The organism is Pseudonocardia sp. HH130629-09 (genome assembly GCF_001294645.1).
In the GTDB taxonomy this organism is placed as follows: domain Bacteria; phylum Actinomycetota; class Actinomycetes; order Mycobacteriales; family Pseudonocardiaceae; genus Pseudonocardia.
Genome location: NZ_CP011868.1, coordinates 3,084,832 through 3,099,241 on the forward strand (window position 1 = coordinate 3,084,832; position 14,410 = coordinate 3,099,241).

Annotated in this window: 12 protein-coding genes; 1 reads left to right on the forward strand and 11 read right to left on the reverse strand. The window is 74.4% G+C overall.

Annotated features, from left to right (window positions below):
- Nucleotides 1-355: 355 nt before the first annotated feature.
- From tyrS to argC, 10 genes are read right to left on the reverse strand one after another with little or no spacing between them, the layout of a single operon-like run.
- Entirely contained in the window at nucleotides 356-1,630 is a 1,275-nt protein-coding gene (tyrS, locus tag XF36_RS14130) for a tyrosine--tRNA ligase (protein ID WP_168169518.1), read from the reverse strand.
- A 46-nt stretch (nucleotides 1,631-1,676) separates the two neighbouring features.
- Complete coding sequence (locus XF36_RS14135; RefSeq protein ID WP_082375416.1) at nucleotides 1,677-2,348, reverse strand: DNA-3-methyladenine glycosylase; 672 nt, start codon at nucleotides 2,346-2,348, stop codon at nucleotides 1,677-1,679.
- Complete coding sequence (locus XF36_RS14140) at nucleotides 2,348-3,571, reverse strand: aminotransferase class I/II-fold pyridoxal phosphate-dependent enzyme (protein WP_060712347.1); 1,224 nt, start codon at nucleotides 3,569-3,571, stop codon at nucleotides 2,348-2,350. The genes XF36_RS14135 and XF36_RS14140 overlap by 1 nt, the downstream gene beginning before the upstream one ends.
- On the reverse strand, nucleotides 3,568-5,013 hold the full coding sequence (gene argH / locus XF36_RS14145) for an argininosuccinate lyase (RefSeq protein WP_060712348.1): 1,446 nt from the start codon (nucleotides 5,011-5,013) through the stop codon (nucleotides 3,568-3,570). The genes XF36_RS14140 and argH overlap by 4 nt, the downstream gene beginning before the upstream one ends.
- Nucleotides 5,010-5,567, reverse strand: coding sequence for an arginine repressor (locus XF36_RS14150; RefSeq protein ID WP_060712349.1), 558 nt, complete (start codon nucleotides 5,565-5,567; stop codon nucleotides 5,010-5,012). Before XF36_RS14150 ends, argH begins: the two co-directional genes overlap by 4 nt.
- Complete coding sequence (gene argF, locus XF36_RS14155; protein ID WP_060712350.1) at nucleotides 5,560-6,483, reverse strand: ornithine carbamoyltransferase; 924 nt, start codon at nucleotides 6,481-6,483, stop codon at nucleotides 5,560-5,562. The genes XF36_RS14150 and argF overlap by 8 nt, the downstream gene beginning before the upstream one ends.
- Entirely contained in the window at nucleotides 6,483-7,676 is a 1,194-nt protein-coding gene (locus tag XF36_RS14160; protein ID WP_060712351.1) for an acetylornithine transaminase, read from the reverse strand. Before XF36_RS14160 ends, argF begins: the two co-directional genes overlap by 1 nt.
- The gene (gene argB, locus XF36_RS14165) at nucleotides 7,673-8,602 is read right to left on the reverse strand and encodes an acetylglutamate kinase (protein WP_060714691.1); all 930 of its coding nucleotides are present in this window, start codon (nucleotides 8,600-8,602) and stop codon (nucleotides 7,673-7,675) included. The genes XF36_RS14160 and argB overlap by 4 nt, the downstream gene beginning before the upstream one ends.
- Before the next feature lie 34 nt (nucleotides 8,603-8,636).
- Nucleotides 8,637-9,809, reverse strand: a complete 1,173-nt coding sequence (gene argJ / locus XF36_RS14170; RefSeq protein WP_060712352.1) for a bifunctional glutamate N-acetyltransferase/amino-acid acetyltransferase ArgJ — start codon at nucleotides 9,807-9,809, stop codon at nucleotides 8,637-8,639.
- Nucleotides 9,806-10,840 carry an N-acetyl-gamma-glutamyl-phosphate reductase gene (gene argC, locus XF36_RS14175; protein ID WP_193394038.1) on the reverse strand — a complete coding sequence of 345 codons (1,035 nt, stop codon included), beginning with the start codon at nucleotides 10,838-10,840 and terminating at the stop codon, nucleotides 9,806-9,808. Before argC ends, argJ begins: the two co-directional genes overlap by 4 nt.
- Before the next feature lie 140 nt (nucleotides 10,841-10,980).
- Here argC and XF36_RS14180 point away from each other — a divergent pair, with 140 nt between their 5' ends.
- On the forward strand, nucleotides 10,981-11,835 hold the full coding sequence (locus tag XF36_RS14180; RefSeq protein ID WP_060712354.1) for a hypothetical protein: 855 nt from the start codon (nucleotides 10,981-10,983) through the stop codon (nucleotides 11,833-11,835).
- Between the two features lie 37 nt (nucleotides 11,836-11,872).
- Here XF36_RS14180 and pheT read toward each other — a convergent pair whose 3' ends face one another.
- Entirely contained in the window at nucleotides 11,873-14,389 is a 2,517-nt protein-coding gene (gene pheT / locus XF36_RS14185; protein ID WP_060712355.1) for a phenylalanine--tRNA ligase subunit beta, read from the reverse strand.
- Nucleotides 14,390-14,410: the final 21 nt, after the last annotated feature.

Sequence of the window (14,410 nt, forward strand, 5' to 3'; positions counted from 1 at the left end):
CAAAACGCCAAACCGATCATATAGCTCGACACACTGTTGAGTTCTCAAAAGACACCCGCGCTCGGGGACCAGGCCTGATGGCCGTCGCCCCGGGGCGTCAGAGTCGGCCCCTCAAGGAGGCAACTCTCTTATGCTACGTGTACCGAAGAGCGGCGTCAAGCCTCACTCCGGGCGGCCGGATCTCCACCTAAGTGGAGTTCCTGGGCCGTCGCCTCCGGTCCGGATCCGCGTCCCTGGCCTGTCGGCCGGTCTCGCTCTCGTCCGTCCCGTCCTGGCGGCACCGAGAAAGTTACAGGATGCTCTGGAGGCGTTTCACAGGGGGGGCCTTCCGATGTTCCTGCAGGTCAACGGCCGATCAGGCCGCTCGGACCCGCACACCGGCCAGGTTGCGCTTCCCCCGGCGCACCACCAGCCAGCCGCCGTCGAGGACATCACCGGCGCCCGGTACCCACTCCTCGTCGACGATCTTGACGTTGTTGACGTACGCGCCGCCCTCCTTCACCGCCCGACGCGCGGCGCCCTTGCTGTCGGTCAGGCCGGTGGCGACGAGCAGGTCGACGATCGTGTCGGCCGGGCCGGCGCCGGCCGTCGGCACCTCGGCGAGCGCGGCGCCGAGGGTGGCCGCGTCCAGGTCGGTGAGCTCCGCCCGGCCGAACAGGGCCTGGCTCGCGGTCGTCACCTGCCTCGTCTGCTCCTCGCCGTGCACCAACGTCGTCAGCTCGGCGGCGAGACGCCGTTGCGCGCCACGCAGGTGCGGCTTCTCGGCCAGCTCGGTCTCCAGCGCCTCGATCTCGGCGCGGTCGAGGAAGGTGAAGAGCTTCAGATAGGTGATCGCGTCGGCGTCGGCGACGTTCACGAAGTACTGGTACCAGGCGTACGGCGAGGTGCGGTCCGGGTCGAGCCAGACGTTGCCGCCCCCGGTGGACTTGCCGAACTTGCGGCCCTCGGAGTCGGTGACCAGCCGCAGGGTCAGCGCGTGGACGTGGTCACCGGTCACCCGACGGACGAGGTCGACACCTCCGACGATGTTGCCCCACTGGTCGGACCCGCCGATCTGCAGCCGCACCCCGAGCTCGCGGTAGAGGTGCAGGTAGTCCTGGGCCTGCAGGAGCAGGTAGCTGAACTCGGTGTAGGACATCCCGTCGCCGGCGAGGCGACGCTTCACCGTGTCCCGCGAGATCATCGTGCTGACCGGGAAGTGCTTGCCGAGGTCGCGCAGGAACTCCAGGACCGTCTGCTGCCCGGTCCAGTCCAGGTTGTTGACGGCGGTGGCGCCGGTCGGCCCGTCGTCGAAAGAGACGAAGCGCTCCAGCTGGCCGCGGATCAGGTTCGTCCAGTCGGCCACGGTCGCGGCGTCGTTGAGCGTTCGCTCTCCCACGTCACGCGGATCGCCGATCATGCCCGTCGCGCCGCCCGCGAGGATCACCGGACGGTGGCCGGCCTCCTGGAACCGGCGCAGCGTCAGCATCGGGATCAGGTGCCCGGCGTGCAGGCTGGACGCCGTCGGGTCGAACCCGGCATAGATCGACACCGGGTCGCCGGCGGCGAGCTCCTTCGCGAGCGCGTCGCGGTCGGTGCTCTGCGCGATCAGGCCGCGCCACTCCAGGTCGTCGAGGATGTCGGTACCCACGGTGCCCATCTTGGTCGGGCCGCCGCGGCGCGTGCACGCGGGTTCCTCACGCGCTGCGACGACGGCGCGTCCCGGCCCGGTACGGGCTGACCGCGGGCGAGCCGTCGACCCAGTACCGCCACGGCAGCTCGGCCGCCGCGGCGACGCCCACCCGGGGTCCGGACCGGACGAGATCCGGACCGAGCGGGGTCCCCACTCGCAGCCGTACCCGGGAGCCCGGGTCGGTGACGTCGGTCCCGTCGTCCTCACGACGCAGCCCGAGGAGCGCGGCCAGCCGTGCGGGTCCGCGGGCCAGGTCGGCGTCGCGGCGGGCGGTGGGCCGGCGTTCCCGGGCCACCCCCGGGTCGGTGAGCAGCTCGCCGGCGCGCAGCAGGACAGCGCCCGGCTCGCCGTCGGGCAGGCAGGACACGTTCGCGCAGAAGTGCATGCCGTAGACGAAGTAGACGTACAGGTGGCCGGGCGGGCCGAACATCACCGCGTTGCGCGGGGTCCGGCCGCGGTAGCAGTGCGACGCGGGGTCGTCGCGGCCCCGGTAGGCCTCCACCTCGACCAGCCGCACCGCGACCGTGCCGTCGGGGGTGTCGGCCTCGAGGACGCAGCCGAGCAGGCGTCGCGCGGCGGGCAGGACGTCGACGGCCAGCGCCGAACGGTCCAGCAGACCGGCGGGGCCCGGCCGGTCGTCCCGGCCGGGCCCCGCCGTGTGGTCGTCGTCCGCCATCAGCGGCGCGCGAGCGCCAGCTGCACGCAGGTCACGACACCGGCCATGGCCTTCTCGACCTCGTCGAGCGGGGGCAGGGTCGGGGCGAGACGGATGGTCGCGTCCTGCGGGTCCTTGCCGTAGGGGTGCGTCGCACCGGCCGGGGTCAGGACGATGCCCGCCTCCTTGGCCAGGCGCACGACCTCCGAGGCGAGGCCGTCCGGGACGGTCAAGCTCACGAAGTAGCCGCCCTTCGGCTTCGTCCAGGTCACGCCGTCGACGTCGGCGAACGCCTCGGTCAGCAGACGGTCGACCGCGGCGAACTTCGGGGCGATCAGCTCGCGGTGCGCGGCCATGTGCGCACGCAGCCCGGCGGCGTCCTTCAGGAACAGCGCATGACGGAGGTGGTTGACCTTGTCCGGGCCGATCGTCTTCTTCGACGCCAGCTTCAGCCACCAGTCGACGTTCGCCTGCGAGGCACCGAAGAACGCGACGCCCGCACCGGCGAGGGTGATCTTCGAGGTGGACCCGAAGACGAACGGCCGGTCCGGGTTGCCCGCCTCGGCCGCGAGCGCGAGGACGTCGGCGATCTCGATCTCCTCGGTGGTCAGGTGGTGCACCGCGTAGGCGTTGTCCCACATGATCCGGAAGTCCGGGGCGGCGGTCGGCATCGTGGCCAACCGGCGCACGACCTCGTCGGAGTAGACGACGCCGTCGGGGTTCGAGTACTTCGGCACGCACCAGATGCCCTTGATCGACGGGTCCTCGGCGACGAGCCGCTCGACCTCGTCCATGTCGGGGCCGTCGGCGGTCATGCCGACGGTGACCAGGTCGATCCCCAGGCGCTCGCACACGCCGTAGTGGCGGTCGTAGCCGGGGACCGGGGCGATGAACGCCACGCGGCCGGCGTCGACCCAGCGGGTCGGGGCACCGGGCAGCGCGGTCAGCAGCGCGTGCACGAGCGTGTCGTGCATGAGCTCGAGGCTGGAGTTGTTGGCCGCCACCAGCTGCCCGACCGGGACCTGGAGCGACGGCGCGAAGATCTCGCGCAGCTCGGGCAGACCCTGGCCGCCGCCGTAGTTGCGGGTGTCGGTGCCGTCGGCCGCGCGGAACCGTCCCGCGCCCGGCAGGCCGAGCAGCTCCTGGGACAGGTCCAGCTGCTGCGCGGACGGCTTGCCCCGCGTCAGGTCGAGCTTCAGGCCGGCGGCCTTGAGCTCCTCGTAGGCTACGGCAGGGTCGGTCATGCGGTTCCTCCGATGAACTCTCGCGCTGCTCCGACCGCGGTACGCAGGTCGGTGAGCTGCTCGGCGACCCGGTCGCCGGCCGTCCCACCGCGGGCGTTCCGCGACGCGATGGAGCCTTCCACGGTCAGTACCTCGCGCACACTCGGGTCCAGTGCCGGGTGCACGGCGGCCAGCTCGGCGTCGGTCAGGTCCTCCAGTCCGACGCCGCGGGCCTCGGCGGCGCGGACGCAGCCGCCCGCGGCCTCGTGGGCCACCCGGAACGGCACGCCCTTCCGGACGAGCCACTCGGCGACGTCGGTGGCCAGGGTGAACCCGGCCGGGGCCAGCTCGGCGAGCCGCTCGGTGTGGAAGGTCAGGGTGGCCACCATCCCGGCGACCGCGGGGAGCAGGAGCTCCAGCTGCGCGGCCGAGTCGAACAGCGGCTCCTTGTCCTCCTGCAGGTCCCGGTTGTAGGCCAGCGGGAGCCCCTTGAGGGTGGTCATGAGCCCGGCGAGGTTGCCGACCAGCCGGCCGGACTTCCCGCGGGCCAGCTCGGCCACGTCGGGGTTCTTCTTCTGCGGCATGATCGAGCTGCCGGTGGAGAACGCGTCGTCGAGGGTGACGTAGCCGAACTCGGCCGTCGCCCAGAGGATGACCTCCTCCGACAACCGCGACAGGTCGACGCCGATCATCGCGAGGACGAACGCGGCCTCGGCCGCGAAGTCGCGCGCGGCGGTCCCGTCGATCGAGTTGGCCGAGGACCCGGTGAAGCCGAGCTCGGCGGCGACGGCCTCCGGGTCGAGCCCGAGCGAGGAGCCGGCGAGCGCCCCCGAGCCGTACGGCGACCAGGCGCTGCGCCGGTCCCAGTCGGCCAGCCGGTCGACGTCGCGCAGCAGGGCCTGGGCGTGCGCGGCGAGCTGGTGGCCGAGCAGCACCGGCTGCGCGTGCTGCAGGTGCGTGCGGCCGGGCATCGGTGCGTCGGGGTGCGCCTGCGCCTGGTCGACGAGTGCGTCGACGACGTCGAGCACACCGGAGCCGACCCGGCGCACGGCGTCGCGCAGCCACATCCGGAACTGGGTGGCGACCTGGTCGTTGCGCGAGCGACCGGCCCGCAGCTTCCCGCCCAGGTCGGCACCCGCCCGCTCGATCAGTCCGCGCTCCAGCGCGGTGTGCACGTCCTCGTCGCCCGGGTCGGGGCCGAACGCCCCGGAGGCGACGTCGGCGGCGAGCTCGTCGAGTGCCTTGTGCATCCCCGACAGTTCCTCGTCGGTCAGCAGACCGGCGCGGTGCAGGACCCGGGCGTGCGCCTTCGAGCCGCGGATGTCGTAGGGGGCCAGTGCCCAGTCGAAGTGCGTGGACTTCGACAGCGCCGCGAGCGCATCGGCCGGACCGGACGCGAACCGGCCACCCCACAGCGCTCCGCCACCGGCGACCGCGCCCCGTCGGGGGTCCGCGTCGGTCATATCGGGTCTCCTTCTCGTTCGTCGTGCGCCCCGGTGGCCGCGTGGGCCCTCCGGGACAGGTCCTGCAGCCGCTCGGCCAGCTCCGCCCCGGTGAGGGGCTCACGGGCGACGACGATGACCGTGTCGTCCCCGGCGATGGTGCCGACGACGTCGTGCAGTGCGGCCCGGTCGAGTGCACTCGCGAGGTAGTGCGCCGCGCCCGGCGGGGTACGCAGGACGGCCAGGTTCCCACTCGCGTCGGCGGACACGAGCAACTCCCCCAGCAACCGGGCCACCCGGCCGGTGCCGCCCTCGACCCCGCGCACGGGGCTGCCGTCCTCGGGGATGCGGTAGACCGGCTGCCCGCCGTCGGCGCCACGCAGCTTCACCGCACCGAGCTCGTCGAGGTCCCGCGACAGCGTGGCCTGGGTCGTCTCGATGCCGTGCCGCTCGTGGAGCAGCCCGATGATCTCGACCTGGCTGCTCAGCTGGTGGTTCCAGATCACGTCGATGACGGCGGCCTGCCGTCGGGCCCGGTTGACCGGGTTCCTCCGGTCGCGGTCGGTCTCACCCATGCCGCAGGAGCCAGGCGAGCAGCGCCTTCTGCGCGTGCAGCCGGTTCTCGGCCTCGTCCCAGACGGCGCTGGCCGGGCCGTCGAGGATCTCGTCGGTGATCTCGTCGCCGCGGTGGGCCGGCAGGCAGTGCAGCACGATCGCGTCCGGTGCGGCGTGCGCCAGCAGAGCGGCGTTGACCTGGTACGGCCGGAACGGCGCGACCCGGTCCAGGCCGTCGTCCTCCTGGCCCATCGAGGTCCAGGTGTCGGTGACGACGACTTGGACCCCCGCCACGGCGGCCACCGGCTCGGCGACGAGTGCGACCGAACCGCCGGTCTGCTCGGCCCGGGCCTTCGCGTCGCGGAGCACGTCGTCGTCGGGGGTGAACCCGGCGGGCGCGGCGATCCGCACGTGCAGCCCGGCCGTGGCCCCGCCGAGCAGCAGCGAGTGGGCGATGTTGTTCGCTCCGTCTCCGAGGTAGGTCAGGGTGAGCCCGGCGAGGCGGCCGAAGCGCTCCCGCACGGTCTGCAGGTCCGCCAGGATCTGGCACGGGTGGAACGTGTCGGTCAGCGCGTTGACCACCGGCACGGTCGCCGCGGCGGCCATCTCCTCGATCCGTTCCTGGCCGCTGGTGCGCCACACGATCGCGTCGAGGTAGCGCGACAGCACCCGGGCGGTGTCGGAGATCGTCTCGCCGCGCCCGAGCTGGCTGGTCGTGCCGTCGAGGATGATCGCGGTGCCACCGAGCTGGGTGATCCCGGCCTCGAACGACACCCGGGTGCGGGTGGAGGACTTGTCGAACACGACCCCCACCGCACGCGGGCCGGCCAGCGGGCGCGCGGCGAAGGGGTCGGCCTTGAGCCGGTCGGCGAGATCGAGGACCTCGGCCTGCTCGGCCGGGGTCAGGTCGTCGTCCCGCAGCAGGTGGCGGACCATCAGCTCCCCTGCCCCTCGTGCTGGGCCGCGGCGGCGTCGAGGAACGCCGGGAAGGCCGTCAGGAACTCCTCGGCCTCGTCGTCGGTCAGGGTCAGGGCCGGGGCCAGCCGCAGCCGGTCCGGGGTGGCGTTGTTGATCAGGATCCCGGCGTCGCGAGCGGCCGCGGCGGCCTGCGCGGCGACCGGCGCGGTGAGGCCGATGCCGATGTGCAGGCCGGCGCCGGAGACGTCGCCGACGAGGGGGTGGCCGAGACCGTCGATCCGGCTGCGGATCTCCTTGCCGAGCCGGTCGACGTGGCCGAGCAGACCCTCGGCCGCGACCGTGTCGAGCACGGCGAGCGCCGCGGCGCAGGTCACCGGGTTGCCGCCGAAGGTCGTGCCGTGCTGACCGGGCTCGAGCAGGGCTGCGGCGTCGCCGAGCCCGATGCAGGCACCGATCGGGAGGCCGCCACCGAGGCCCTTGGCCAGGGTGACCACGTCCGGGAGGACGCCGTGCGCCTGGTGGGCGAACCAGTACCCGGTACGGCCGACGCCGGTCTGCACCTCGTCGAGGACGAGCAGCGCGCCGCGCTCGGCGGTGATCCGCCGGGCCTGCGCCAGGTACCCCTCCGGCGGCACGATCACGCCGGCCTCGCCGAGGATCGGCTCCAGGACCACCGCGGCGGTCCGCTCGGTGACGGCGGCGTCGAGTGCGGCGACGTCACCGAACGGGATGTGCCTCACCCCGGCGGGCATCGGCTCGAACGGGGCCCGCTTGGCGGCCTGCCCGGTCAGCGCGAGCGCGCCCATCGTGCGGCCGTGGAACGCGCCCTCACAGGCGATGATCTCCGGCCTGCCCGTCCGGCGGGCGATCTTGAAGGCGGCCTCGTTCGCCTCGGTGCCGGAGTTGCAGAGCAGGGTGCGGGCGTCGTCGCGACCGAGCAGGGCCTGCAGCCGCTCGGCGAGCTGCAGCGCGGGTTCGGTGATGAAGAAGTTCGCGGTGTGGCCGAGGGTGCGCACCTGCTCGGACACCGCCTCGACGACGGCCGGGTGCGCATGCCCGAGCGCGTTGACCGCGAGCCCGGCATACAGGTCCAGGTAGGCGCGACCCTCGGCGTCCCACACCCGGGCGCCCTCGCCACGGACCAGGGTCAGCGGCGGGATCCCGTAGTTGTTCATCAGGGCGGCCTGCCACCGCTGCGCGTGCGTGCTCATGTCGTTCCCCCAGCCGTGGCACCGGGAGCGTCCGGCAGCACCATCGTGCCGACGCCCTCGTGCGTGAACACCTCGAGCAGGACCGAGTGCGGCACCCGCCCGTCGATCACATGGGCCTGTCCGACGCCCGAGCGCACGGCGCGCAGGCAGGCCTCCATCTTCGGGGCCATGCCGCTCTCCAGGCGGGGCAGCATCGGCTCCAGCTGGTCCGCCGTCAGCGAGGTGATGATCGACTCCGGGTCGGGGTAGTTCGCGTAGAGACCCTCGACGTCGGTGAGCACCACGAGCTTCGCGGCGTCCAGCGCACCGGCCAGCGCCGCGGCGGCGCTGTCGGCGTTGATGTTGTGGACCTGGCCGTCGGCATCCGGCGCGACCCCCGCGACGACCGGGATGCGGCCCGCGGCGATGATGTCCAGCACCGCGTCCGGATTGACCTTCGTGACGTCGCCGACCAGGCCGATGTCGACGGGTTCGCCGCCGACCAGCGCGGTGCGCTTCTCGGCGGTGAACAGTCCTGCGTCCTCCCCGGACAGGCCGACCGCGAACGGGCCGTGGACGTTGATCAGCCCGACGAGCTCGCGCCCGACCTGGCCGAACAGCACCATCCGGACGATCTCCATCGTCTCCGGGGTGGTGACGCGCAGGCCTCCGCGGAACTCGCCGGGCATGCCGAGCCGCTTCAGCATGGCCGAGATCTGCGGCCCGCCGCCGTGCACGACGACCGGGTGGATGCCGGCGAGCCGCAGGAACACCATGTCCCGGGCGAAGGCCTGCTTCAGCTCCTCGTCGATCATGGCGTTCCCGCCGTACTTGACGACGACGATCCGGCCGTGGAACCGCTGCAGCCAGGGCAGCGCTTCGGCGAGCACGCCCGCCTTCTCCCCCGCCCGCTGCAGTCGGGCCGGGGTCTCCGGGGACGGCGCGATCTGCGGCTGGGGCAGCGCGTCCGGGGCGACCGGTTCAGGAGGAGTAGGCACTGTTCTCCTCCACGTAGGCGTGTGACAGGTCGGTGGTCCTGATCTCCGCGGTGTGCCCATCGGCCCCGCCGGACAGGCCCAGCCCGACCTCGATCAGGACGTCCTTCCCGGACAGGTCGCAGTCGGCCCGGTCCCCGGCCACCGCCGCGCCCTTGCACAGCAGCACGCCGTTGATCGTGACGTCGAGGTGCTCGGGGTCGAGCTCGGCGTCGGCGTACCCGGCGGCGGCCGCGACCCGGCCCCAGTTTGGGTCGGATCCGAACATCGCGGTCTTCACCAGGGAGTCGCGGGCGATCGTGCGGGCGACGGTCACCGCGTCATCCTCGGAGGCGGCGCCGGTGACCCGCACGGTGATGCGCTTGGTGACGCCCTCGGCGTCGGCCTGCATCTGCTCGGCGAGGTCGCGGCACACGCGGGTGAGCGCGGCGGTGAACACCGCAGGGTCGGCCTCGACGCCGGACGCGCCGGAGGCCAGCACCAGCACGGTGTCGTTGGTGGACATCGAGCCGTCGACGTCGAGCCGGTCGAAGCTGTGGCGGACGGCCTCGCGCAGCGCGGCGTCGAGTGTCGCCCGGTCGAGCACCGCGTCGGTGGTGAGCACGCTGAGCATCGTCGCCATCGACGGCGCGATCATCCCGGCGCCCTTGGTCGTGCCCCCGACGGTCCAGCCGGCCGGGTCGGTGACGACGGACTCCTTCGGGACGGTGTCGGTCGTCATGATCGCGCCGGCGACGGCGGACCCGGCTTCGGGCCCCGACGCCAGCTCCCCGGCGGCCGTCCGGACCCCGGCGAGCAGGGTCTCCCGCGGGAGCTGCTCGCCGATCAGGCCGGTGGAGCACACGGCGACGTCGATCGCGCCGCAGCCGAGCACCTCGGCGGCCTGCTCCGCGGTGGCGTGCGCCGTCTGGAAGCCCGCGGCCCCGGTGCAGGCGTTCGCCCCGCCGGAGTTGAGGACGACCGCGCGCAGCGAGCCGGTGGTCAGCACCTGCTGCGACCACAGGACGGGGGCGGCCTTGACCTTGTTGCGGGTGAAGACCCCGGCGGCCTCGGTGCGAGGGCCGTCGTTCACCACGAGCGCCAGATCGGCCCGCCCGGACTTCTTGATCCCGGCGGCGATCCCGGCGGCCCGGAAGCCCTTCGCTGCGGTCACGCTCACGGCGCCACTCCCGTCGTCGGCAGGCCGGTGGTCTCGGGCAGACCGAGGGCCAGGTTCATGCACTGGACGGCGCCGCCCGCGGTGCCCTTGGTCAGGTTGTCGATCGCCGAGACGACGACGAGGCGGCCCGCGTCGGCGTCGACGGTGACCTGCAGCGCGACGTTGTTGGAGCCCAGGGTCTGCGCCGTGGTGGGCCACTGGCCCTCCGGCAGCAGGTGCACGAACGGCTCGTCGGCGTAGGCCTTCTCGTAGACCGACCGGACCGCGGCCGCATCGGTCGCCGGGTCGGCCAGCAGGGCCGAGCAGGAGGCGAGGATGCCGCGCGACAGCGGCGCGAGCACCGGGGTGAAGCTGACCGAGACGGGCGAGCCGAGCGCGGCGGACAGGTTCTGCGCGATCTCGGGGGTGTGCCGGTGCACGCCGCCGACGCCGTACGCCGACAGCGACCCCATGACCTCCGCGCCCAGCAGGTGCGGCTTGAGCGACTTGCCCGCACCGGAGGTGCCGGTGACCGCGGTGATCACGACCTCGGGGGCGACCAGGCCGGCGACCAGCGCGGGGACCAGCGCGAGGCTGGTCCCGGTCGGGTAGCAGCCGGGCACCGCGACGCGCCTGGTGCCGGTCAGCGACGCCCGGGCGCCGGGCAGCTCGGGCAGCCCGTAGGGCCAGTGCCCGGCGTGCTCGCCGCCGTACCACCGGTCCCAGGCAGCCGGGTCGGTCAGGCGGTGGTCCGCCCCGCAGTCCACGACGAGGGTGTCCGGCCCCAGCTGCGCCGCCAGCTCGGCGGACTTGCCGTGCGGCAGGGCCAGGAACACCGCGTCGTGTCCGGCGAGGTTCTCCGCCGTGCTCTCGCCCAGGACGCGGTCCGCGAGCGGGGTCAGGTGCGGCTGGTGCTCGCCCAGACGCGTGCCCGCGTTCCCGCCGGCCGTGAGGGCGCCGATCTCCACCTCGGGATGTGCGAGCAGCAGCCGGAGGAGCTCTCCCCCGGCGTAGCCACTGGCTCCCGCCACTGCGATGCGTACCACGTGGATGAGTATGCACGGCCACGCAAAGCCATGCAATCGGGATTCGCGATCGCGACCGGGCGGGGCGGAACCGGGCCCGGCGGGCACGTCCGGCGCCTAGTTTCCCGCGGGTGCGGCGACGGGTGACACGCGGGGTGGGACCGGGCGTGGGCACGCCTGCCCGGGAACGGTCGGCGACCCCGACGGCGGCGGTCACCGCGGTGGTCACGGCGGTGCTCGCGGGGCTGCTCGGCGGGTGCGCCTCGACCGTGGCCGGGACGCCGTGGCCCACCGGACAGGGGCCGGCGCTGCCCTCGACCGCGGCGGCTCCGGTGGAGCCCACGCGGCGGCCGCCGACGTCGTTCACGGTGCCGGGGCCGCTGTCGAACGGGCCGCTCGCCGCCCCGACCACCGACGGGCGTCCGACGACGACGGTCCCGCCCGTCCCGGTTCCGCCCTCGTCCGGTCTCCCCGACGGGAGGGACGGCGGGGACGGCACGGCCCGCACGGTGCCGCCGGTGCCGGTCGGGGACGGTGCGTCCCGCGTCCCGGACGGCCGGGCCCGGCCCGCACCGGACGCCGCGCGCGCCGCTCCCACGCGGGCCGCCGCACCGGCCCCGCTGACCTCCGACGTGGTGGCCGACGAGTGCCTGCTCGACCGCGCCGCGCTGACCGGGCTGCTGGGCGGCCCGCCGGTCGCGCCCGCGACGAACGCCGTGGTCACCCGCACCGACGGCACCCGCACCCGGGCCTGCTTCGCGCTCGCCGACGGCGTGACGGTGTCGGTGAACGTGTACACGACGAACCGGGGCACGCCCGCCGGCTACGTCGCCGGCGCGCGGCACGGCAGCACGGTGACCGGCCTCCCGGCGGGGACCTCCGCGACGGTGCTCGACACCGTCGCCGGACCGACCCTGCAGCTGGCCACCGACCGGTACCTCGTGACGGTGGCGGTCGCGGGGCGGACCCCGTCCCGCGACCAGTGGCGGACCGCGGCGGTGGCCGCGGCGGTCCCGCGCTGAGCCGGCCGGGGCCGGCTCGGCACGGACCGTTGCGGGCTCAGCGCAGCGCGGCCCCGTGCCGGACCGTGGCCTCGGCGACCGCCGCGTCGCGGGCGGCGTTCGCCTCCTCGCTGGTCAGCGTGCGGTCCGCGGCGCGCAGGCGCAGCGAGAACGCCAGCGAGCGGCGCCCCGGTCCGACCTGGTCGCCGGTGTAGACGTCGAACAGCCGCACCGACTCCAGCAGCTCCCCCGCACCCGCGGTGAGCGCGTCGGCGAGGTCCGCGGCCGGGACCGCCTCGTCGGCGACCAGCGCGACGTCCACCGCGACCGGCGGGAACGCCGACACCCGCGGCACGGGCAGGTTCTCCCGCAGCGGGACCGCGTCGAGGTCGATCTCGGCCGCGGCGGTGCGGGCCGGCAGCCCAAGCGCCTCGACGACCTGGGGGTGCAGCTCACCGGCGTACCCGACGACGGTGTCGGCGCCCGCTGCATCGACCAGGACGAGCTCGGCGCACCGGCCCGGGTGCCACGGCGCCCGCTCGGCGCGGCGCGGCCGCAGCTCCACCCCGGCGGCGGCACCGGTCAGCCGGGCCGCCTCGACGGCGTCGGACCAGGACGCGGGACGGCCGCGGCCCCACCAGCCGCGCGGCTCGCGGTTCCCGGCGAGGACCACCCCGACGTGCACGGGCTGGTCGGGCAGCGCGGCGCGCAGGGCGGCGTACTCCTCGTCCGACGGGCGGCCGGTGACGGCCGGGTCGGGCATCGCGGGGGTGGTCTCCCCCGGCTGCACGACCTGCGCGATCGCGTACAGCGCGAGGTCCTCGGCGCCACGGGAACGGTTGCGCACCAGCATGTCCAGCAGGCCGGGGAGCAGGGTCGTCGTGAGCCGGGACCGCTCGGCGTCGAGCGGGTTGGTGACGGCGACGGTGCGGCGGCGCTCGTCGTCGGCGGCCAGGCCCAGGTCGTCCCAGACGGTGTCGGAGACGAACGGGAACGGCAGCACCTCGACGTGGCCGGCCTCGGCCAGGGCCCGGGACACCGCACGGCGGCGCCGCTGGGCGGCGGTCAGGCCGCGGCCGGCCGGTGCGGTGGGCAGCACCGAGGGGATGGCGTCGTAGCCCTCCAGGCGCAGCACCTCCTCCACCAGGTCGGCGGCCATGGTGAGGTCCGGGCGCCAGGTCGGCGGGGTCGCGACGACGACCCCCTCGCCACCGGCACCGGTGTCCAGCGCGACGGCGCAGCCGACCTGGGTCAGACGACGCACGGTGGCCCCGCGCGGGTAGTCGACGCCGGCGACGCGGTCGGGCATCGACAGCGGCATCCGCACGCCCGCGCCGGCGGGGACCCCGCCGGCGTCGGTGCGGCCGTCGGCGAGGGTCCCGCCGCCGAGCTCGACGAGCAGCTGCGCGGCACGCTCGGCCGCGACCGGCGGCAGCGCCGGGTCCACGACCCGCTCGAACCGCTTGGACGCCTCGCTGGGCAGCTTGTGCCGGCGCGCGGCGCGCGCGATCACCGGCGGGGAGAAGTGCGCGGCCTCCAGCAGCACGTCGACCCGGGCGCCGTCGGCGAGTTCCTCCGGCGCGGGGATCTCGGTGGACGCGCCGCCCATGACACCGGCGAGCCCGATCGGGCCGGAGTCGTCGGTGATGAGCAGGTCGTCGGTGTCCAGCGCGCGGGTGTGGCCGTCGAGGGTCTGCAGCTTCTCCCCCGTCGTCGCGCGGCGGACCTCGATGGCACCGGTCAGCCGGGTCGCGTCGTAGGCGTGCAGCGGCTGGCCGAGGTCGAGCATCACGAAGTTGGTGACGTCGACGATCAGCGAGATCGGCCGCATCCCGGCCGAGAGCAGCGCGCGCTGCATCCACCACGGGCTGGGCGCGGCCGGGTCGACGCCGTCCACCCGGCGGGCGACGAACCGCGGGCAGGCCACGGTGTCGGCGAGCCGCACCGGCCAGGCGTCGCCGGTGGTGTCCGGGACGGTGACCCGGGTGACCGGGTCGGTGTAGTCGGCGTCGAGCGAGGTCGCGAGCTCGCGGGCGAGGCCGCGGACGGCGAAGCAGTAGCCCCGGTCCGGGGTGACCGCGAGCTCGACGACGGGCTCGGTCAGGCCGAGGGTCTCGAGGGCGTCGTCGCCGGGCTCGGCGGTGCCGGGCGGCAGCACGAGGATGCCGCCGGTCTCGGCGCCGAGGCCGAGCTCCTTCGCCGAGGCGATCATGCCGTCGGAGACCTTGCCGTAGGTCGTGCGCTGGGCGATCGCGAAGTCACCGGGCAGCACCGCACCCGGCTCGGTGACGACGACGAGGTCGCCGACGGCGAAGTTGCGGGCGCCGCACACCACGTAGCGGTGGCGCTGCCCCTCGAAGCCCACCCGGCAGTACCGGATCGGCTTCTTGAACTCGGTGAGCTCCTCGATCTCCTCGACCCGGGCGACCGTGACCGGCCCGGTGACCGCGGGGGCCGGGTGGATCTCCTCGACCTCCAGCCCGACGCGGACGAAGGCGTCGCCGATCGCCTCGGGACCGGCGGGCAGCGCCGCCGGGTCGATGTGCCGGGCGAGCCAGGAGGCGGACACTCGCACTGCTCAGAACTCCTCGTGTGG